This is a genomic window from Micromonospora sp. CA-244673, from assembly GCF_050948395.1.
Classification (GTDB): Bacteria; Actinomycetota; Actinomycetes; order Mycobacteriales; family Micromonosporaceae; genus Micromonospora.
Map to the genome: position 1 here is coordinate 3,074,703 of NZ_CP192019.1, position 20,287 is coordinate 3,094,989.

Annotated in this window: 21 protein-coding genes and 1 pseudogene; 12 read left to right on the forward strand and 10 right to left on the reverse strand. The window is 70.5% G+C overall.

What is annotated here, in order from left to right; genetic code table 11:
- Positions 1-133 precede the first annotated feature (133 nt).
- Entirely contained in the window at positions 134-1,174 is a 1,041-nt protein-coding gene (locus ACQP12_RS14405) for a DUF4034 domain-containing protein (RefSeq protein WP_433288243.1), read from the forward strand.
- A 226-nt stretch (positions 1,175-1,400) separates the two neighbouring features.
- Here ACQP12_RS14405 and ACQP12_RS14410 read toward each other — a convergent pair whose 3' ends face one another.
- Both ACQP12_RS14410 and ACQP12_RS14415 read right to left on the reverse strand, forming a co-directional pair.
- On the reverse strand, positions 1,401-1,880 hold the full coding sequence (locus tag ACQP12_RS14410) for a GNAT family N-acetyltransferase (RefSeq protein WP_433288245.1): 480 nt from the start codon (positions 1,878-1,880) through the stop codon (positions 1,401-1,403).
- A 321-nt stretch (positions 1,881-2,201) separates the two neighbouring features.
- On the reverse strand, positions 2,202-3,626 hold the full coding sequence (locus ACQP12_RS14415; protein ID WP_433288247.1) for a hypothetical protein: 1,425 nt from the start codon (positions 3,624-3,626) through the stop codon (positions 2,202-2,204).
- 112 nt (positions 3,627-3,738) lie between these two features.
- On the opposite strand from ACQP12_RS14415, the gene ACQP12_RS14420 reads away from it, so the two are divergent.
- From ACQP12_RS14420 to ACQP12_RS14445, 6 genes are all read left to right on the forward strand, one after another.
- Entirely contained in the window at positions 3,739-4,578 is an 840-nt protein-coding gene (locus ACQP12_RS14420; RefSeq protein WP_433288249.1) for a MerR family transcriptional regulator, read from the forward strand.
- Positions 4,579-4,722: 144 nt separating this feature from the next.
- Positions 4,723-5,325 carry a YdeI/OmpD-associated family protein gene (locus ACQP12_RS14425; protein ID WP_433288251.1) on the forward strand — a complete coding sequence of 201 codons (603 nt, stop codon included), beginning with the start codon at positions 4,723-4,725 and terminating at the stop codon, positions 5,323-5,325.
- Between the two features lie 117 nt (positions 5,326-5,442).
- A complete protein-coding gene (locus tag ACQP12_RS14430) occupies positions 5,443-6,444 on the forward strand; it encodes an NBR1-Ig-like domain-containing protein (protein ID WP_433288253.1) in 1,002 nt (333 codons plus the stop codon).
- A 264-nt stretch (positions 6,445-6,708) separates the two neighbouring features.
- Positions 6,709-7,572 carry a peptidoglycan-binding domain-containing protein gene (locus tag ACQP12_RS14435; protein WP_433288255.1) on the forward strand — a complete coding sequence of 288 codons (864 nt, stop codon included), beginning with the start codon at positions 6,709-6,711 and terminating at the stop codon, positions 7,570-7,572.
- A 52-nt stretch (positions 7,573-7,624) separates the two neighbouring features.
- Positions 7,625-8,404 carry a peptidase inhibitor family I36 protein gene (locus tag ACQP12_RS14440; protein WP_433288257.1) on the forward strand — a complete coding sequence of 260 codons (780 nt, stop codon included), beginning with the start codon at positions 7,625-7,627 and terminating at the stop codon, positions 8,402-8,404.
- A 12-nt stretch (positions 8,405-8,416) separates the two neighbouring features.
- Positions 8,417-9,343, forward strand: a complete 927-nt coding sequence (locus ACQP12_RS14445) for a peptidase inhibitor family I36 protein (protein WP_433288259.1) — start codon at positions 8,417-8,419, stop codon at positions 9,341-9,343.
- A 402-nt stretch (positions 9,344-9,745) separates the two neighbouring features.
- Here ACQP12_RS14445 and ACQP12_RS14450 read toward each other — a convergent pair whose 3' ends face one another.
- From ACQP12_RS14450 to ACQP12_RS14480, 7 genes and pseudogenes are all read right to left on the reverse strand, one after another.
- Positions 9,746-10,594 (reverse strand): PhzF family phenazine biosynthesis protein, encoded by an 849-nt coding sequence (locus ACQP12_RS14450; protein WP_433288261.1) that lies wholly within the window; start codon positions 10,592-10,594, stop codon positions 9,746-9,748.
- Complete coding sequence (gene nadC, locus ACQP12_RS14455; RefSeq protein WP_433288263.1) at positions 10,594-11,481, reverse strand: carboxylating nicotinate-nucleotide diphosphorylase; 888 nt, start codon at positions 11,479-11,481, stop codon at positions 10,594-10,596. Before nadC ends, ACQP12_RS14450 begins: the two co-directional genes overlap by 1 nt.
- Positions 11,478-11,882, reverse strand: a complete 405-nt coding sequence (locus ACQP12_RS14460) for a winged helix-turn-helix transcriptional regulator (RefSeq protein ID WP_433288265.1) — start codon at positions 11,880-11,882, stop codon at positions 11,478-11,480. The genes nadC and ACQP12_RS14460 overlap by 4 nt, the downstream gene beginning before the upstream one ends.
- Before the next feature lie 70 nt (positions 11,883-11,952).
- Positions 11,953-12,309 (reverse strand): hypothetical protein, encoded by a 357-nt coding sequence (locus ACQP12_RS14465; RefSeq protein WP_433288267.1) that lies wholly within the window; start codon positions 12,307-12,309, stop codon positions 11,953-11,955.
- A gap of 176 nt (positions 12,310-12,485) precedes the next feature.
- A complete protein-coding gene (locus tag ACQP12_RS14470) occupies positions 12,486-13,130 on the reverse strand; it encodes an alpha/beta hydrolase fold domain-containing protein (RefSeq protein WP_433288269.1) in 645 nt (214 codons plus the stop codon).
- Positions 13,117-13,347 (reverse strand): annotated as a pseudogene (locus tag ACQP12_RS14475) (alpha/beta hydrolase); the annotation flags it as partial. The gene ACQP12_RS14470 and the pseudogene ACQP12_RS14475, both read right to left, overlap by 14 nt.
- 140 nt (positions 13,348-13,487) lie before the next feature.
- Entirely contained in the window at positions 13,488-15,110 is a 1,623-nt protein-coding gene (locus tag ACQP12_RS14480; RefSeq protein WP_433288271.1) for an MFS transporter, read from the reverse strand.
- Between the two features lie 10 nt (positions 15,111-15,120).
- On the opposite strand from ACQP12_RS14480, the gene ACQP12_RS14485 reads away from it, so the two are divergent.
- The 5 genes from ACQP12_RS14485 (at position 15,121) to ACQP12_RS14505 (ending at position 19,413) form a co-directional block, all read left to right on the forward strand.
- Positions 15,121-16,026: a helix-turn-helix transcriptional regulator gene (locus ACQP12_RS14485; protein ID WP_433288273.1), complete on the forward strand. Its 906-nt coding sequence runs from the start codon at positions 15,121-15,123 to the stop codon at positions 16,024-16,026.
- Positions 16,027-16,788: 762 nt separating this feature from the next.
- Positions 16,789-17,544, forward strand: coding sequence for an SDR family NAD(P)-dependent oxidoreductase (locus ACQP12_RS14490; RefSeq protein WP_433289267.1), 756 nt, complete (start codon positions 16,789-16,791; stop codon positions 17,542-17,544).
- Positions 17,545-17,634: 90 nt separating this feature from the next.
- On the forward strand, positions 17,635-18,018 hold the full coding sequence (locus ACQP12_RS14495; protein ID WP_433288275.1) for a DoxX family protein: 384 nt from the start codon (positions 17,635-17,637) through the stop codon (positions 18,016-18,018).
- Positions 18,019-18,275: 257 nt separating this feature from the next.
- Positions 18,276-18,659, forward strand: a complete 384-nt coding sequence (locus tag ACQP12_RS14500; protein WP_433288277.1) for a hypothetical protein — start codon at positions 18,276-18,278, stop codon at positions 18,657-18,659.
- A 367-nt stretch (positions 18,660-19,026) separates the two neighbouring features.
- Positions 19,027-19,413 carry a hypothetical protein gene (locus tag ACQP12_RS14505; RefSeq protein ID WP_433288279.1) on the forward strand — a complete coding sequence of 129 codons (387 nt, stop codon included), beginning with the start codon at positions 19,027-19,029 and terminating at the stop codon, positions 19,411-19,413.
- 52 nt (positions 19,414-19,465) lie between these two features.
- Here ACQP12_RS14505 and ACQP12_RS14510 read toward each other — a convergent pair whose 3' ends face one another.
- Positions 19,466-20,104, reverse strand: a complete 639-nt coding sequence (locus tag ACQP12_RS14510; protein WP_433288281.1) for a maleylpyruvate isomerase N-terminal domain-containing protein — start codon at positions 20,102-20,104, stop codon at positions 19,466-19,468.
- Positions 20,105-20,287 lie beyond the last annotated feature (183 nt).

Below are 20,287 nucleotides of genomic sequence, written 5' to 3' on the forward strand. Positions count from 1 at the left end.
AGCCCTTTTCGTGCCACGTGCCGAGGATTTTGGACGCCGCTGCTGAGGGCACGCGGCACAGCAGCGTGAGAGGCTCGCGCGAGAGCGGTCCAGGGCTGAGGCGGACGTCAGCCGACGCCTATCATCCTTGATCATGATCTCGACCGTGTGGCGGCTGCTCACCCGCCAGATCGATACCAACCTGGCGCAGGACGACGCCGTGCTGCGCGAGGCGTGCATGCAAGCGCGCTACGGCACCGAAACCGGGCCGGCCCGTAAGGCTCTGGCTGCCACCCGGGGTGACTTCGACCGTCGGGCACGCTACGTCCGCGTGCTGGCCGAATCGACCGCGGGTGGGCTGGGATCCCGAGTCGACCGTACGACCGGCCGGGTCGACACCGAGGCCGCCTGGACCGACCGCTGGGCAGCGAGCTCGCCCAGCAATCCGGATGCTCAGCTCGTCCGTGCGCAGTCCCTGTCGGCACGAGCCTGGGAGGTGCGCGGCGGGGACTGGGCCGCCAACGTCCGTAGCGGGCAGTGGGCTGAGTTCCACCGGTTGCTGCACCTGGCCGGACAGGTGAACGACCTGGCAATGCGGCTCGCACCCGAGGATCCCACGCCGTGGGCGAATCGGCTGGAACTCATGATCGACCAGAGCGCGCCACAGGAGGACGTCGAGGAGACGTGGCGTGAGCTGACCCGGCGGGACCCATGGCATCGTGCGGGGCACATACTCAAGTTGAAATACCACTGCCGGAAATGGGGCGGCTCGCACGAGGCGATGTTCGGCTTCGCCCGGTCGGTCGCCGCCGAAGCGCCTGCAGGCTCACCGCTGCATCTGCTGCCGGTGCGGGCCGCCGCCGAGTGGGCGTTGTGGGAGCAGGAACGCGAGGCTCCGGGCAGCACGGCCGACGAGATCGGCCAGCGGTGGCGGCAGGATCCGGTCATGCAGTCCGATCTCGACAATGCGCTGTCCCGGTGGTTCCACCAGCCGGCCGCCCGGCACGCCGACTGGCTCAACGACGTGAACTTCCTGGCCTACGGGCTGGCGCGCACTGGCCGCGACGCCGACGCGGCGCCGGTCTTCGCGTCGATCGGCCGGTATGTGACCAGCGTTCCATGGTCCTGGTGGGGCGGCGTGCGCGGCGACGCAGCCTTCATCCGGGCCCGCCGCCGCGCCCGCCGCGCTGCCTGACCACCCACTCAGCCGGGGACCGCGCGCCTGCCGAAGGGCAACCATCCGGGCAAGGATGGTTGCCCTTCGGCCATGCCGGAGGTATCGGTGCCCCTGGTCGATCGGCGTCAACGACGACCAGGATCTGGCGGCACCAGTGCAGGTACATCGGCACGAGCGGACGCTGACCGGCGCGCGGTCAGCGGCAGCTCAGTGCACCGGGGGCGGCAACCGGTCTGACTCTTGGTCAATCGAGCGACTTACGCATCTGTTGTGTCACGACGCGATAGCCGGAAGTCTCATACAGCCGGATCGCCCGGGCGTTGTCGCGGAAGACGTTGAGCTCCAGGCGACCCACGCCACGAGATCGCACCGCGTCCTCGGCAGCGGCCAGGAGCGCGCGTCCGTAGCCGGCTCCGCGGTACGCCTCGTCGACCTCGATGTCGTAGATGAACGCGCAGTCGGGCGCACCGCGCGGATGCGTCAAGCCCAGCCACGACACGCCGACATAGCTGCCGTCGGGAAGTACCGCCCTCAGGAACAGCATTCCGGCAGTCGCGAAGCCGTCCGGCAACAGGACGTCGTTTGCCTTGGTGGCCAACCCGAGGGCCTCGTCCGCGGGCCAGCTTCCGGCTGCTACCTGCTCATCCGCGAATACTCGGATGGCGCGGTCACGCCACTGCTCGAACTCGTCCCTCGTCATGTCCCGCACGATCAACTCAGGCACAGCGTGATGGTCCCACACCAATCGGTGGACGGCTGCCCCCGCTGTCCGCGCGAGCATCACGCCGGCCGCATCCATCCATCTGGGCCCGAGAGCGAGAGCGACGCTCTGTCATGCGGCGGTCGGGGCGTTCGTCGACTCGGCTCCGTAGGTTGTAGCGGCGGTGGTCGGGCGTGGTCTTGACCTCGCGTGCCGATTCGAAGTCTCAGCGAAGGACGGTGTGGGCTTCGGTGAGGAAGCGGTCGCGGTCGTCGCCGTGGGCGATCGCCGCGTTGTAGACGGCGTCGATCGCGGCGAGCAGCGGGTCGTCATTCGCCAGGGCGATCAGTGCGGGAAACGCGGCGGCCTGCTGGAGCGCATCGGTGACGCGGCGTGTGCCGGACGCCCTCCCGGGCAGGTGGAGCGTGATGGTGGTGTGCGGCACCTCGGGATCGGACAGGAGCCGGTTGAACGCGGCGACACCACTCTGGTCGGTGAAGAGTGGGGGCAGTGGGCGGTCGGCCTCGGCGGCGGCGAGCGCGTCGGCGACCCACTCGATCCGTTCCAGGCCGGCGACCCGCATCGCGCGGCGAGCCGCCCAGCGGGCGGCCTCACGCTGACGGGCGGCGGGCAGCGCGTCGATCCGGTCGAGCAGCGGGCGGCGATCCGGGCCAGGGACCGCGCCTGGCTGACGAGCCCGCGGACCCGGTCCGACGGCGGAGCACCTCCCCACTGCTCGGCGTCGCGCTCGGCCTTCCGGCGGCGGGCGTCCTCGGCTCGCGCGGTGGCCTCGGCGGCCTGCCCACGCAACGTCTCGATCCACGGGTACGGCCCCACGGTGTCGAGCAGGTGCTCCCAGAGCAGGCCGAGGGCGAAGGCGTGCCGGCCCAGGACTCCCTCGTGCCGCAGAGTGAAGCCGTCGGGGCCGGAGGTCAGCCGCACGATGCTCGACTCGTCGTCGGGCAGCGTGTCCAGCGGTTGAGGGAAGATCGGCTCGTCGGCGGCGGCCCACGACCACGTGAGGGTCTCGTCGTCGACCCGATCCAACCGGACCTCCAGGTCGCCGGCGGGCAGCGTCTCCCCGGAGATCTCGACCGGCGCGGGCCGGTGGCGGACCACCGTTACGCGGGGCAGGCCGGAGTCGTCCTCGTACAGGTCGGGTGGCGGCGGGGGCAGGACGGCCGGGCGACCGGACGGTCGCGGTACCAGGGACAGCATGGCCCACTCGGCGGCCTTGGCCGGTTTCTGCTCCCAGTCACGGCCTCGCGGGTCGGCCAGCACCGTACGCCATGGCGTCTCTTCGGACACCGCCCAGATGTGCGGCTCGTGCCGCTCGGGCGGGTCGTCGTCGGTGCGTACGCTCTCGTGCAAGCGGTCACGCGCGTGCACCCGCACCCGGATCAGCCCGCGCGGAACGGCGATGTCGGTGAGGGCCTCCGCGGTGCCGCCCATCAGGCCGACGACGGACAGCCGGCCGCTGGGACTCCAGAGGGTCGCCTCACTGATCGCCTCCCAGCCGACGTCGACCGCCGCCGGAGGCCCGGGCACCACGCGTACGCGTGCCTCGATCCAGCCGGTGTGTATGCCGCAGAAGCCGGTGAACTGATTCGGCCCGCCAACGTGCAGCAGGTCGTCGCCGAGTGTGTAGATCCTCAGGCCGAACTCACCCGGCGCGGTGAACACCTGGTACTGGCAGTGACTGACTGCCAGCCGCGCCCAGCCGGTCCCCGACCTCGGAGATCGACGATCTGCGCCGGCCACGTCGTCCACTCCGCGATCCTACGGCCGCCATGATCAGGCTAGCGAGCCGCGGGATCGACGGAGGGGCCATTGCCATGTCCGGTGTTGACCCTGACACCGTGTCAGGCCGCAGGATGAGGCGGTGTTCAGCATCGGAGAATTCGCCGCACTGGGCCGCGTGTCGGTGCGGATGCTGCGCCACTACGACGCGATCGGCCTTCTGCGGCCCGCTGCGACGGATCCGGCCAGCGGGTACCGCCACTACCGCGCCGACCAGCTGCGCCGGCTCAACCGGATCATCGCCCTGAAGGACCTGGGACTCACGCTCGCGCAGGTTGCCGACATCCTCGACGACAAGGTCACCGTCGAGGAGCTGCACGGCATGCTCCGGCTGCGGCGCGCACAACTGGAGGAGCAGCTCAGGGCCGATGCCGCCCGGCTGGCCGGCATCGAGGCGCGGCTGCGCATGATTGAACAGGAGGGGTACATGAGTACCGAGGACGTCGTGTTGAAGCGCATCCCGCAGGCGCGCGTCGCCGAGCTTTCGGCGGTGGCCGCCAGCTACGACGGGCCAGACATCGGGCCGGTGATCGGGCCGCTGTACCAGGAGATGTGGCGGCGGTTGAACCAGACCGGCGCGACGGTGACCGGTTCGCCGATCGCCTACTACGTGCCGGAACCCGGCGCGGACGGCGATGGTCAGGAGGTGCGGGTGCACGCGGCCGTCGAGGTGGCCGCCGGCACGCCGGCCGGCGACGACACGCTCGACATCCTCGACCTGCCCGGGATCGAGTCCGCCGCCACGATCGTGCACCGGGGCCCGATGGACGAGGCGTTCCGCAGCATGCAGATCCTGGCCCGGTGGATCGACGACAACGGCTACACGCCGGTCGGGTACGCCCGCGAGGTGTGCCTCGAGTTCGACCCGGAGAACCCGGTGAACTGGGTGCACGAGTTCCAGCTCGGGGTCGTCCGCCCCTGACGGTTGCGGTCGGCGGCCGAGTGGCAGCGGGAGCGTACTCGGGGGAGTCCCAGCCAGCTGCGCGAGTGCATCGATACCAAGCCTCGCCGCCGATACGGCGCACAGGCAGAGGTTGCGGCAACGGCGCAGCGATAGCCTGCCGTCATGGGGAGGGCCGAACTGGATGAGTTGGTCGTCGCGGACGCCGATGCGCTGCGGGTGTGGTTGTCAGCCAACCACGCCACGTCGCCCGGTGTCTGGCTCGCGCTGACCAAAAAGGGCGGCACAGTCACGACGCTGACCTGGCAGCAGGCCGTCGACGAGGCCCTGTGTTTCGGCTGGATCGACGGGCAGGCCCGTAAACGGGATCAGGAAACCTCCTGGATCCGGTTCACCCCTCGCCGGCCCCGCAGTTCCTGGTCACAACGCAATGCCGCCCACGTGGCCCGGCTGGAGGCGGAGGGGCGGATGCTGCCCCCAGGTCGGGCCGCGGTGGAAGCCGCGAAGGCGGACGGGCGCTGGGCGGCGGCCTACGCCCCGCCGTCGGAAGCCGAGGTGCCGGACGACCTCCTCGCCGCCATCGCCGCCGACCCCGACGCCCAGGCCATGTTCGACGTGCTCACCAAGACCAACCGGTTCGCTCTCATCCACCGCGTCAATGCCGTCAAACGAGCGCAGACCCGCGAGCGGAAGATCGGCGAGTTCGTTGCCATGCTGGCCCGTCACGAGACCATCTACCCGCAGAAGGCCAAGCCTCCACGACATTGATGACCGACGACGCCGTTCGGTAGCCTCTTACACGCTCTGACAACGTCTGACGTCGGCGTCTGACATGGGGGATGCATGGAAAACCAGCGTGCTGCGGGTCAGTTAGGTCCGGACCGCGTGGCCGCCGAGGAATTCGCCGAGCAGCTGCGGACACTGCGGACCGGCGTGGGCAACCCGTCGTTCCGGAAGATGGCGGGGCGGTCGGGCCGGATCTCGCACACGACGCTGCACGAAGCTGCCGCTGGAACCAGGTTTCCCTCGTGGGAGACCACGCGCGAGTTCGTCCGGGCCTGCGAGGCCGACGAGGCCCAGTGGCGGTGCCGCTGGGAGGATGCTCAGCGCCCGGGAACAGCCGCCCACGCTGGTCCGGACGGCGTCCGGACACCGGTCAACACCGATCCCCAGACCAGGGCCGGCATGTGCGACGCCGCGACGACCCGCGTCGTGGCCGCCGAGACGTCCCGCGCCGTGAGCTCTGCGACGGCCGGTGGGCCCGTCGTGTCCGGCGTCGCCACGTCCGCCGACCTCGTGCCGGCGGGCCCACAGGCGCTGCGGGCTGCGGAGCACCTGCCGGCGGTGCAGGACGAGGTCACGGGCGCGCGGCGGCACCGGTTGCCGTGGCTCGCCGCGGCGGCGACCGTGGTCGTGGTGGCGTTCGTCGCCGCCCTGGGCGTCGCCGTCCGCGGCCGCTCAACCGCGGGCGGCTCGGGCGCCGTAGCGGCGTCGTCGTCGCCGCAGTCGCCGCCGTTCTCGGACGCGTTGATTCCCGGCGACTCGAGCAAGTTCGTCGCCGACGTCACCATCCCTGACGGTACGCCAGTGAAGGTGAACGCCCGATTCGAGAAGGTGTGGGCGCTCAAGAACGTGGGATCGGTCGACTGGCACAACCGCTTCCTCGCGCGGACGAATCCCACCGCTGACGATGACGATTGCCAGACACCGGATCGGGTGGCGATCGGCGACACGCCGCCCGGCGAGCAGGTGATGATCAGTGTGGTGGTCACCGCGCCGAACCGTCCGGGGAAGTGCTGGGTCAGCTGGAAGATGGTCGACGAGCACGGGCAGGAGTTCTTTCCCACCCGCCGGCCGGTGTACTTCATGGTCACCGTCACCGCCTGAGCGCGCCCGGCGGCAGCCGCGGTCAAGCCCGCCGAGCTGCCGCCCCGGTCGATCTCCCGGGTGCTGGGTCACCCCGACCGCTGTCAGCGTGCGAGCGCCCGATGTCAGACCCGGGGGCCGCCCAACCTGACAACACCGCATTCATCGAGGTCGGTCACGGCCTGACGGATCTGACAGGGCAGCGGGGGTACCGAACAGCACGTCTCCTCTCGCAGGGTGATGTCCGTTCCGAACGAGACTCACCAGCTACGAGGAGGACCGACCTTGCGCCGTCCCTGGTTGACCGTCGGGCTCGCCGCGCTCTGCGTGGCCGTCGGCGTCCCGGCCCATGCGTGGGCCGCGACATCCGGCGCCACAGCGCAGCGGACCGTCACCACGGCCGCGCGGCCTGTCGTGGACATGGAGGCCACCGTCCTGGCCGCCCAGATCGACCCCCGCCGTGCCGACAACACACTGACCCCGGGCGCGAAGAGTTCCGTGCTCGCCGTAGAGCAGGCGCTGCAGGCTTCGAACCTGCTGAACGCGCAGTGGGTCGACGGCTACTTCGGCACCCAGACCGTCTCGGCGTACGCGGCCTACCAGCGCTCGCTCGGCTACACGGGCCTGGCCGCGAACGGGCTGCCCGGCACGACGTCGCTGACGAAGCTCGGGCTCAACCGGTACACCGTCAGCAAGACGATCGGTCCGGGCGCGAAGGTCCAGCGTGACGGGTACGTCGTCGACGCCCGCACCCAGGCGATGCTGGCCGAGGCCCAGCGTCTGCTCGGCTCCACCCTGGTGCTCGAGCAGGGCTCGTACAACCCTGGGGGCGACCCGACCTCGGCCGGTACGCACGACGGCGGGGGTGTGGTGGACATCGCGGTCACCGGCATGACCGCGGCCAGACGCACCGCCGTCGCCCGGGCCCTGCGCCAGGTCGGCTTCGCCGCCTGGGTCCGTGACCCCAGTCAGGGTGACTGGCCGTGGCACATCCACGCCACGGCGATCAACGACACGGACCTGTCGAGCCAGGCGCAGCACCAGGTCGGCGACTACTACCTCGGCATGAACGGCCTGGCCGACCGCGGCCCGGACGACGGCCCCCAGGTTCCGATCCTGACCTGGGAGCAGTACCAGCGCGGGCAGTGACCCGCACCCGACCCGATCCACCACCATTGCTCACTGTCCACGAGAGGACACCATGAACATCCGCAAGAACCTCGCCGTCGTCGGCGCAGCGCTCGCCATGACCACCTCCATCCTGAGCGTCGCCTCGCCGGCACAGGCGGCGTCCCGCGACGGAGTCTGCGACAGCGGTGAATTCTGCTACTTCTACAACAGCAACTACGCCGGCTCCATCTCGGACTTCACCGGGTCGATCGAGGACTACGGCACGACCCAGCCGTCCTGCTACGAGTTCAAGGGCGCGGGCGCCGGCCAGGGCCTGTGCGTGAAGAACAACGCCGCGTCGGTGTGGAACCGCACCAGCAAGACCGTGGTGGTCTACTTCAACAGCAACTTCGCCGGTGCGAGCCAGTCGTTCGCGGCCGGGGCGAAGGCCAACCTCAACGCGACGTTGAAGAACAACAACGCCTCGCACAACATCGGCGGCACCAGCGGCACCTTCCCGGCCGACCCGCGCGCGGCCGACGCCGTCGCGTTCGCGAGGGCACGCCTCGGGCACACCGACTGGAACAACGAATGCGAGCTGTTCGTCGAGCGGGCGTTCGGCACCAGCGGCCGGTTCGCCACGGCGCGCACGCACTACCAGTGGCAGAAGGACAACGGGCGCATTCACACCGGCTCGGTGCCGCCCGCCGGAACGGCGGTGTTCTTCACGTCCACCACGTCGGCCGGGCACGTCATGCTCTCCATCGGCGGCAACAGCGCCATCAGCACCGGGCCGACCGTGTACCAGACCAACACGTTCCGGGACCGGTCGGACTACCTGGGCTGGGCCTACGTCCCCAGCGGCTGGTGACCCGGAATGCGGATGACCTTCCTGAAGAAATTTTCGGCCACTCTTGCCGTCCTGATGGTGGCGCTCGTCGGCGTTACGGTGGCGCCGGGCGCGGCGTCCGCCGCGGCCCGCGACGGGGGCTGCGACAGCGGCGAATTCTGCTACTACTACAACAGCAACCAGGCCGGTTCGGTCTCCGACTTCACCGACTCCCTGGACGACTACGGCACGACCCAGCCGACCTGCTACGACTTCAAGGGCGCGGGCGCCGGCCAGGGCGTGTGCGTGAAGAACAACGCCGCGTCGGTGTGGAACCGGACCGGCAAGACCGTGCGGGTCTACTTCAACAGCAACTTCGCCGGTGCGAGCCAGGACTTCGCCGCCGGGGCGAAGGGCAACCTCAACGCCACGCTGAAGAACAACAACGCCTCGCACGAACTGCTGAGCGGGCCGACGGGCTGCAGCACGGACGGCACCAACAGCAAGCTGCCGAGCACCATCCTGGTCTACCGGGTCAGTCTCGGGCGAGTCGATCGGGTCGACTTCAAGACGTACGTCAAGAACGTCCTCCCGAACGAGTGGGTGCCGAGCTGGCCGAGCGCCTCGCTGGAGTCCGGCGCCGTAGCCGTCAAGAGCTACGGCTGGTACTGGGCGCTGCACTCGACCCGCAAGACCCCCGGCGGTCAGTGCTACGACGTCCGTGACGACACGGGCGATCAGGTCTACCGGCCGTCGTCGGCGCAGGCGTCGACCTCCGCAGCGGTGGACCGCACCTGGTCCACCCGGATGACCCGCAGCGGCAACATCCTGCAGGCGCACTACTGCGCGACCACGACCGCGTGCGGTGGCTGGGTGACGGGGGACTGGCTGTCGCAGTACGGCTCGCGTGATCTCGCGAACTCGGGCAAGACCTACCAGGCGATCCTGCGTTACTACTACCGCGACGTGGTCATCTCCTGACCTGACGGCCGAACCGTGCCGTCCGCCGCAGGTCCGCGGCGGGCGGCACGCTCGTGGCTGCGGCACGTCGGCCGGCGGCTGCGCGGCTACAGCTACCGGCTCGGGCACGTTCACCCGCCAGGTGTGCGGGCATCAGGCCGATCGGGACCACATTGCCGCAGTCAACCTCGCTGTTTGGGCCGAGCAGCACCACGCCCAGTCCCGGGACCTCCCCGCAGGGGGCCCGGTCACCAACGCCGGCCGAGGGGAAGGCTCTGACCCGCGCACACGCGCGGGCGAAACCGGCCCCGATGACGCAGGAACCGCACCTGCCCCACCCGGGGCGAGGCGCGGACGCCCGAGAAGGGCGCTGTCTCACAACTCCACCGAGTTATGAAACAGGCCGTAGGTGGACGTCAAACATCAAGCTTGACGCACGACTGTTCGTGCGATGGTTGCTTGGCCCCCAACTCGGACTGGGTGTTCCAGGTGGGTCTTGTCGATGGTTGCCGTGATGGTGGATGGGTTGCCGAGGAGATCGCCCATGTCGATGGTGAGGCGGTCCGTGCCGAATCGGGCCATGTGCGCGGCCAGGCAGGCTGTGCTGTTGGCGTTGGCGATGTCCTCGGGGACGCCGATCGACGGGGCGAACATCCGAGCGGCTGCCCGGCCGTGGCGGTCCGGGATCGAGTAGGCGTAGCAGCCCAACAGGCCGTAGCGGTCGCAGGCGGCACGTAGCAGGGCGAAGTCTGGGGAAAGGTCGGCCAACGCGGCGCGCGATCGGACTGGCAGGAGAAGCCTCGGCCGCCCATTCGAGGCCACGCAGGCGTTGCCGACGACGGCATCGTCAGCCAGGCCGAGGGCGGCTGTGACCGCCCTTAGCTCGGGTGCCTGGGTGACGCGCAGGTTCACCGGGCCCGGGTCGAACGACGCTGTCACGCTGTCGCGGTTTCGGATGGCCCAGCCTTCGAAGCTGCGGCTCGTCGTACTCAGCACGGCGTGGTGGTCGCTGCCGCCTTCGCGTATGGCGAGCAGCGCCAGGGCCGCGACGGTGCCGTGGCCGCAGGCAGGCAGTTCGCCTTCGGCGGTGAAGAACCGGAGCGAGTACGAGGGACGGCCGCGCTCAACTCCGGTGGCACGGATGAAGACGGCGTGCGAAGTGCCCAGTTCCCCGGGAATGCGGCATCGCTCCTCGTCGGTGTACGGCGCTTCGTCGAGAACAGCCGTCGGGCTGCCGCCCCGGCCCTGCCGTTGACATGCGTCGATGACCACTACCTCCGGCATGGCACCGGGTCGGTCGTCAGCAGCATCGTCAGGTCCAGCGCGGGCGCGCTGTGCGTCAACGCGCCGACCGAGATGAGGTCGACTCCCGTCTCGGCGATGGCGCGGACGCTGTCCAGACGGACGGTGCCCGAGGCCTCCAGCATGATCAGGGAGGCGTCGGCACGCTCGGCCCGGCTTTTCACGACCATTTCGATGTCGGCCACCGGCATGTTGTCGAGCATGATCCAGCGGGCCCCGGCATCGAGGGCCTCAACGGCCTGCGCCACGGTCTGCACCTCGACATCGGTCTCCACCTTCTGCCCGGTGCGCGCCATCCCGCGCCGGACCGCGTCGATCGCGGTGGTCACGCCGCCTGCCGCGGCGATGTGGTTCTCCTTGAGCAGCACCATCGCCGCGAGGTTGAGCCGGTGGTTGCGGCCGCCGCCGACGGTCACCGCGTACTTGTCCAGGGCGCGCAGGCTCGGCGCCGTCTTGCGGGTGTCCAGAATGCGCGCCTCGGTCCCGGCCACGGCCTGGACATAGCGGTCGGTGAGCGTCGCGATGCCGCACATGCGTTGGAGGAAGTTCAGCACCGTTCGCTCCCCGGTGATCAGGCTGCGCGCCGAGCCGGACAGGCGCACCAAGACATCGTCGCCGGTCAGCCTGGCGCCGTCGGGGACGAGCGCTTCCACTGTGACCTCGGGGTCGACCTGGGCGAAGACCTCGGCGACCACGGGGAGACCGCCGGCGATGCCGCATTGCCGGGCGCGGATCTCGGCCACGGCCGCCAGGCCTTCGGGAACGCTCCACGCGGTGGTGATGTCCTGGCCCGACTCATCCTCGGCCAGGGCAGCGGCGACGGCGGTTCGCGCCGCCAGTGAGGGGAACTCGGTCATGCTCCGTGGTCTCCAGTCCTGTGGTTACGAGCCGAAAATTTGAGGTGTCTAGCGCGCGGACCGCTGTCAGAACCGGTTGCGCTGGCTGTCGCCTCGGAGGCAGTGGGCGGGGTGTCGGCAAGCTCGGCAGCCCGCCCCCGCGACCACTCGATGACCGGACGCAGGGCCTCGCGGTCGTCGTGGCCGAGCGGGGTGAGGGTGTAGTTGCCGTTGCACAGCACCTCGGCGAGTCGAGCCTCTTGGAGCTCTGTGAGCCGTTGCCGCAGGACGCTTGACGACATGCAGTCGCAGCGCCGCTGCAGCAGCCGGAAGCCGAGCGGCTCGTTCCCCAGCTCCCAGATGATGCGCAGAGTCCAGCGGCGCCCGAACAGGTCCAGTGCCGCCATCTCCGGTCGGTCCATGGTGGAACCGCGGACCTGCCGGCCCGGCATGGGCGCTATCGCCGCGCCAAGCCGGCCCCGCCCATCGTCGTCAGTCGCGTACCTTGAAATCACCGTGGCTGGGCACGAACCCGGGGGCCATGCCCACGCAGTTGTTGATGGGTGCGCCCGCGAACTCCCACATCCAATACATCCGGTCGTGGCGGCCGTCGTCGTGCACAGTGAAGGAAACCTTCTTGCCGGTGACGTCCCTGTCGACACCGGGAAGGTTAACGTGCCCCTTGGTGATGACGCCGGTGGCGATCGCCACCTCGCCAGCCGTCATCAGGCAGGTGATGTCACCCTCGAAATCGCCCAGAACCTCGTTGGTCGTGCCGTTGCCGTGGAACACCTCGAACGTGCCGGTCGTGGCACCCGGCCCGCCGCGAGCGTCAATCTTGAATCGCACGGGATCCCCGGCCCGCTCTCCGAAGGCCTCGGAGAGTTCCCCGCTTACGGCCCCCCTGAGGCTGTCCCTCGACGAGTCTGCGGTCGCTCCCGACGATGTCACCCCCGTTGCCGTAACGATGCCTATCGCGACGGCCAGAACGACGAGTGCTCGCCGCCAGACCCTTTTTCTGGCCCTCATGTATCAGTCCCCTCCGTGAGTTCGGTACTGAAACAAGCCTCGGGAAGCGACGCTCGAGGTGGTCCCCCTTTATGGGGGATCTTCCTCCCTCGCGAGTGTGAGGTCCCTGGCACTCGGCGCCGGGACGAGCTCGCCGGGTGACCGCCGCAGTCCATCGGTGGGTCCTGACCCGACGCGTCCGTGGTGCGTAGGGTGGCACCCAGCCACTGCCGTAGTGAGTGCGAATCCTGCGGCGTGATGCCGGGTGCCAGGAACGCGCCGTGTGCTGCCGAGGGAGGCTCCTCGTAGTGCACCGTCACGCCGGCACCGAGCAGCCGGTCGCGGTAATCGCGCACGTCGTCAACGACGGGGTCGAGGGCGCCGACCGCGATGATCGCCGTCGCGGCGCCGGTGAGGTCGGCGCACTCCGGCGGGGTGCTGTAGGACGTGGGCGCGTTGTCATGCCCGGCGCCCCGGTAGGAGCGCCAGGCGGCGGCGAGCCGGTCGGCCTTCGGGAACGCGGTGGGGTCCCGGTGATAGGAGCCGGCGCGGCAGAGCGGATCGACCGGTGGGTGGGCGAGCACCTGCGCAAGCGAGGTCGACGCCCCGGTCGCGGAGTACGAGGGCGGCGCAGGCGGCGATAGTCCCGCCGGCGCTGTCACCGCCGACGGCGACCGGAACGCCGGCGGCGGTGGCCTGCTGCCGGGACCAGGCGAGCGCGGCGGTCACGTCGTGCAGGGCGGCCGGGTGCGGGTGCCTCGGCGCCACGCGGTAGTCGACGCTGGCGACGGTGACTCCGGCGATGTCGGCCAGGTCGGCGCAGGCGTGATGCCAGTCCTGCGCCGACCCGCGATGCCAACTGCCGCCGTGCGCCCACACCAGCCAGCGGCCGAATGGCCGTGCGGCTCGATCACGCGTACCGGCACCTGCCCGGTTGAGGTGTCGATGCGCGCCGTGTACCAGGCGGTGTCCCGGGTGTCCGGCATCTCGAGCCGGTCAGGCATCGGCATGGCAGCGCGTTACCTGCCCGGGACCGGGGCGGGCGCGGTGCGCGGCGTCCGCAGGAAGCTCACCACGGCGATCGTGGTGAGCACGCACAGGGCGGTGTTGACGCCGATGGCGGTGCGTACCGCAGTGAGGATGTTGCCGGCGGTCTCGCTGCCCAGGGAGGCGAGGGTGGCGCCGACGACGGCCGACATGACCGGGATGCCGAGGGTGATGCCGATCTGCTGGCTCATCGTCGCCAGGCCGGCGGCCAGACCCTGCTCCTTGTCGGGCAGGCCGGAGGTCGCGGTGACCATGAAGCCGACGATGGCGACGAGGTTGGCGACACCGCCGACGAAGGTGGCGACCAGCAGCAGCGGCATCCCGCTCGAGGAGGAGCCGAGCAGGAGCAGGACCAGCGTCGCCGCCGCCTGGACCGTCATGCCGAGGGCGAGCGCCCGCGGCGGGTTGCCCAGACGGGCGATCACCCTGGGGCCGAGGAACCCGCCGAGAACGGTGCCGATGCCGAGGACCGCGAACGACAGGCCCGCGGCCAGCGGCGAGTAGCCGAGGACCTCCTGCAGATAGAGGGTGAGCAGGAAGACCAGCGAGGTCTCGGTGGCGAACGCGAGGACGCCCGCCAGGTTGCCCCAGCCGACGGTGCGCTTGCGCAGGATTCGGACCGGCACCAGCGGCTCGGCGACCTGCCGTTCGATCACCCAGAAGGCCACCAACAGCACGGCGCCGGCGAGCAGACCGCCCCAGGCCCGGACGTCGGACCAGGCGTGTTCGGCGGCGCTGGTGAGACCGAAGACGATGGCGAGCAGACCGCCCGTGACGGTGACGGCACCCGGCACGTCGAGGCGGGGACGCTGATCGGGGCGGCTCTCGGCGAGCACGAACGGGGCGACCGCCAGGACGGCCACGGCGACGACGACGTTGATGAAGAACGCCCATCGCCAGCTCAGCAGGTCGGTGACGACCCCGCCGAGAATGGCGCCGGTGGTGAAGCCCGCGGCCATCAGCGCGCCGTTGAGGCCGAGCGCCCGGTCACGCCGGGGGCCCTCCGGGAACGAGGTGGTCAGCAGCGAGAGAGCGGCCGGGGTGACGGCCGCGGTCGCCAGGCCCTGCGCGACACGGGCAGTCAGAAGCAGGGCCGGATCGGTGGCCAGACCGCCGGCCAGCGAGGAGATGCCGAGCAGCGCGATCCCGGCCAGGAACAGCCGGCGCCGGCCGAAGATGTCGGCGACCCGGCCGAACAGCAGGGTGAAGCCGGCCGCGAACAACGCGAAGGAGGTCGCGATCCACTGCAGCCCGGACAGTGAGAAGCCGACCTCGGCGCCGATCACTGGGAGCGCGACGTTGAGGATGGAGAAGTCGACCGCCAGGGTGAAACTCGCGGTCAGCAGGACGGCGAGGATGAGACGGTCTCGGCCGCTGGCCGCGGCTGAGGTCTGGTGTCTGCGGGTCTCGGGAATCGAGTCCGTGCGGGTCATCGAGGTGGCCTCCGCGTCGTGGTGACGGATCGGGAAGTACGGCGAGTGGTCGCCATCGACGACCCTGAACTGCGACGTTGCCGACAGCCAGACCACTGCGCTGCCTACGCAGAGCCAGACTGGTAATGACAGGGACAGGCAGTGCGCGATCAGGTTGGGCAAGATGGGGAACATGCAGGGTGAGAACGGGGGCCGTGGTGAACTGGCGGACTTCCTCCGCAGTCGACGTGCACGGGTGCGGCCCGACGATGTCGGGCTCGTGTCGCACGGCCCGCGGCGGGTGCCCGGGCTGCGGCGGGAGGAGCTTGCCCAGCTGGCCGGGGTGAGCCCGATCTATTACACCCGGCTAGAACAGGGGCAGAGCACCAATGCGTCCGAGTCGGTGATCGACGCCATCGCCCGGGCCCTGGCGCTCACCGACGACGAACGCGCCTACCTGCACGAACTCGCCCGGCTGCGGCCGGCGAAACGGCGGCGGGCCCAGCGGCCCGAGTCGGCTCGGCGCGGGGTGGAGCAGCTGATCACCGCGATGCGTGACGTGCCGGCGCTCGTGCTGGGCCGCCACACCGAGGTGTTGGCGTGGAACGAACTCGGTCATCTGCTGTTCGCCGGGCACTACGACCGGACGGCTCCGAGCCGCCCCGCAGACCGGCCGAATCTGACGCGCATGCTGTTTCTCGACCCGCACACGCGGGAGCTTTACCGGCGCTGGAACGAGGAGGCCAGCCGCTCCGTGGCGTCGCTGCGGATGACGGCGGGCCGCTATGCCGACGACGCGGCGCTGACCGCGCTGGTCGGGGAGTTGATTGTCAAGAGCCCGGAGTTCGCGGCGTGCTGGGCCAAACATCCCGTGCAGGTGTGCACGGCGGGCACGAAATATCTGCACCACCCGGTCGTGGGGGACCTGGAACTCGACTACGAGGCCCTCCATCTTCCGGAGGACGACGGACACCGGCTGCTGACGTACACGCCGGCGCCGGGGTCGAGTCATGAGGCCGCGCTCCAGTTGCTGAAAGTGTCCACCCGTTCGGTGGTCGACGTCCGGCGCCGTCCGGTGGCCGCCGACCACGCCGGCTGAGCATTCCTCGCATCACCGGCCACGGCTGCTCGTAACCCGACATCTCAGGCCGCACGCCGGGGAGCCGCCCGGCGTGCTCATCGTGGGCAGGAACATGGATCTGCAACTGGACGGCAAAGTCTTCCTGGTAACCGGGGCCTCTGCCGGGATCGGCGCGGCGACGGTGGAGTTCCTCAGCGAGGAGGGCGCCGTAGCTGTCGGTGTGGCACGCGCACCGGCGCCGGACTCCGCCGGTCACTGGCTCGCGCGGCGGTCCGCACGGCCGCCGAGACTCTGGGCGACGGCTGCCGAATCCCTGCCCCGCCTCCGGCGGCGTTCGGCATCGTCGACCCGGATACCGCGGCCAGCCTGGCCGCCCGCATGGTCCCTCAGCCGCTATGCACGTTTACCGAATCCACCCGCTTACGCGGGGCCGTCGACCGCGTCGGCTCTAACCGCGAGCTCGCGGATATGGATCGCCTATACAACCAGCAGGCAGGACCTGCGCGGTGTCTACGACGGCACGTGATGCCGAGATCGACGCCCACTCACTGCTCCTGCCGGTCCGCCCGCCAGCGGACCGTCCACGAGGCACCGGTCCCCACCGCCTGACACCCGCCCCGGCGACCCGCTGACCATCGGCTTCAAGATCTGTGGCTCGCATCACGCGACGGGGCTGTCACACGCCTTGGATCACCGGCATCTCCATGACCGTAGGCACGCCGCGCGCCCGTCCGTGCGGCCCGCAACTCCACGAGCAGGAGCTTGATTGTGAACGAGCAGATCACCCACCGGCAGGTCGCGCTGATCACGGGGGCGAACAAGGGGATCGGCCGCGCGACCGCCGAGCAGCTCGCCGCCCTGGGCATGACGGTCCTGATCGGCGCCAGGAACGCGCGGCACGGCGACGAGGCCGCCGCGGCGTTACGCGCGGCGGGGGGCGAGGCGCACGCGATCACCCTGGACGTCACCGACCCGGCCACCGTCCTGGCGGCCGCGAGGCAGGTCGAGGAGCGTTTCGGCCACCTCGATGCGCTGGTCAACAACGCCGGCATCTCCGGCGCCGGCAACGTCGCTCCCTTGGACGTCCGCGGGCAGATCCCGAGCGTCGCCGACCTGAACATCGTCCGGGCGGTGTTCGAGACCAACGTCTTCGGGGTCATCACGGTGACTAACGCCATGCTCCCGCTGCTGCGGCGGTCACCGGCGCCGCGCATCGTCAACCTGACGAGCGACGCCGCCTCGCTGACCATCACCAGCGACCCGGACGGTCCGTTCGCGGGGCTGCCCCCGGTGGCCGGGTACGCGCCGTCAAAGACCGCGCTGAACGCGCTGACCCTGCAGTACGCCAACGAGCTGCGCAAGGACGGCATCCTCGTCAACGCCGCCGCCCCCGGCTTCTGCGCCACGGACATCAACCAGCACACCGGGCACCGCACCGCCGCCCAGGGCGCCGCGGTCGTGGTGCGTCTGGCCACGCTCGGCGCGGACGGACCGACCGGCGGGTTCTTCAGCGAGAACGGCCCGATCCCCTGGTAGCGGCCCGGTGAGCGGATCGACCACCAGGGGTGAACGAGCCCGGACACCCGACCAGACCTGAATCGCCCATCAACCGGCAAGGAGCATCCCATGAACCTCACACTGTGGATCGTCGCCGGACTGCTGTCCGCCGTCCTCCTGGTCAGCACCGCCAAGATGTTCGTACCCAGGGAGAAAATCGCCGCCGTTGGCCACGCCGGGGAATGGGTCCTGGACTTCAGTCCTGGCGCCCTCAGGGCCATCGGAACCCTCGAAATCCTGGCCGCGGTGGGCCTGATCATGCCCGCCGTACTCGACATCGCGCCGGTCTTGGTGCCGGTGACCGCTGTCTGTGTGGCGTTGTTGTTCGTCGGTGCGGCGGCTATGCGCCTGCGCCGTGGCGAGACGCTGACGATCGTGCCCGACCTGATCTATCTCGCCCTGGCCGCCTTCCTGGCCTGGGGCCGCTTCGGCCCCGAGTCCTTCACCGGCTGACCGAGCGCGGCGCGACCCGGCGCTGGCGGCCGCCCGCGGTTCGCCAGGCCAGCCACGCGAATGCGCCGTACGCCCATCGAGCGGTGCCGTGAACTCTCATACCACCAAGATCGTCGACTCGGACGCCATGACGCCTCCCCTCCTCAGGGGAATCAACTCCCTCGGCGCCTGATGCCAGCCGGACGCTGTGACTTCAGGGCCGGACCACCTCACAAGCACCTGGGCTTTGGCCGGTCTACGGCGGCGACCGTCAGGAGGTGACCGGCGTCGTCGTACCCGTGGGGCTTGCCGATGGCGACGCCGGGTCGGTGGACGCGGAGGCGCTGGGCGCCGGGCTGCTCGGCCCCGGAGTGCCGCTCGACGGGGTCGGACCAGGCGTGGACGGGGACGGGGTGGGGGTGCCGGACGGGCCGGGCGTGCCGGACGGGCTGGGGGTGCCGGACGGGCTGGGGGTACCGGACGGGCTGGGCGGGGCGGTGGTCGGGGACAGCGAGGGGGCACCGGTCGATCCGGGCGTCGGCTTCGTGGTCGGTGGCCTGGTGGCCGGACTTGTGGCCGTCGGCTTCGGTGCGCCGGTCGCCGGGCGTGCAGTCGCCGGGGCGGCGGTCGGCTGCCGCACCGACTCGGTCCGGGCCACCTGATCAGTCGGCGGGATGTCGGTGGGAGACGGACCGGAGACCGCGGCGGCACTGGGCGTCGCCAGGAGATCCGGCGTGGGGGTGGCCGGTGCCGGCCGGAGGCCCGGCGCGCCGGTGGCCGGCGCCGGCGCGGCGCTGCCGGGGTCAGCCTCGGCGTCTCCGATCAGCGCGAAGCCGAGACCCGCTCCGCCGACCAGCAGGGCGGCGAGGGCTCCGGTCGCGACGGGCAGCGCGGCCGAACGGGGTGGGCGGGGACGCCGGTGGGCGGGCAACGAACGCTCCTGACCTGCTGGGATGGGGCTGGCGCGACGACGCCGACCCATGACCCTGCCGCCCGCCCTGCGCGAGCGCCAATGGCCAGACGGCGGAGGTGGCCGGGATCACGACCAGGCAGGCATGCGGCGGCCGAAGCAGCCATCAGACCGACATGTCGGACCAGTGCACCGATGCGGCGGAGGCCATCGCGCTGTTGCGGCTCGCCGAGCCGGCAGTAGTCAACCGGCTGCGGCCGCCGCCGCGCGGCACCCCGCCGTCGGGCGGCGTTCCTGAGGGTCGCCAACCTGATGACGCCTCGGCGTGGCTCCTGGCGCCGGGGATTCTCGCCCGGTTGCTCTCGTCCGGCCGGCGCATCACGCCGGTGCCGGCTCACCGGCCGCTGGTGGCGGAGGTCCAGGACCTGCTCGCCCGATGGGTCGGGCCGAGCGGGGGCGCCGGGGAAGACCGCCCACCCGGCGCGACCGTCGCGCACACGCGCTGATCGACGCCCTTATGGTCGCCGCTAAGGCGTGAGACACAGGCGTCCCGGCGTTCTACAGCGCGGAGATCGAGGCGGGCGCGCGCTCGGCCCGGCTGAGGGCGCGCAGCACGTTGGTAGCGCCGTGCCGACGTATGGCGATGCGGGAGAGCACGTCGACGACGGTCTCGATGGCCTGGGCGGGCAGTTCGGGCGCCGGAACGCCGACGCTGTAGGCGAGATCGTCGCAGTGGACGGCGACTTCCAGGAGCCGACTCGTCACGAAGTCGTCCAGGCTGATCGACCACGCTCCCCAGGTTGGGCGGCGCACCGCCCGAGAAGGCGCAGTCGGCAGCACGGCTCGTAGTTCTCTCACGGTGGCTTCGACGCGGGCGGCAAGCGCCGCCGGGCCATCCGCGGCGTCCTGTTCGCCGCTGGTGCGGATGAGGACGTTGAACGGATCATCGAGGTCTGACCCGATCCAACTCACCAGCGCGTAGTACTTATGCAGTGGGATGACCTTCTCGGTGGGCACCGGTTCGGCGAGCACCTTGGGGATGAAGAAGATCTGCCCGGCCAGGTGTCCGGCCAGCCCTCGAACGCTCAGCTTCGCCAACGCGCTCGGCTCATGCCAGGCAGCGGCCACCTGCGGGGCGGCGAGCAGCTTCGCCGCCGACGCTGCCGCACTCAGGTAAAGCTCTCGGATCTGCGCCATGTCGAAGCTCCCGGGGTCGGCGGTGCATGCCTGTGTCCGGCAACGTCAACAGCACGATCCCGGAGTGCATTCCACCTCGCCGCCCCCGTTCCACCGGAAGTCGCGCGTGGCGAAAGCTGCCGTTAGCCAGTTCTCGCTCCACTGGCGAGCCTCGAAAATTTGGATGCTCACCCCGCAAAGCAT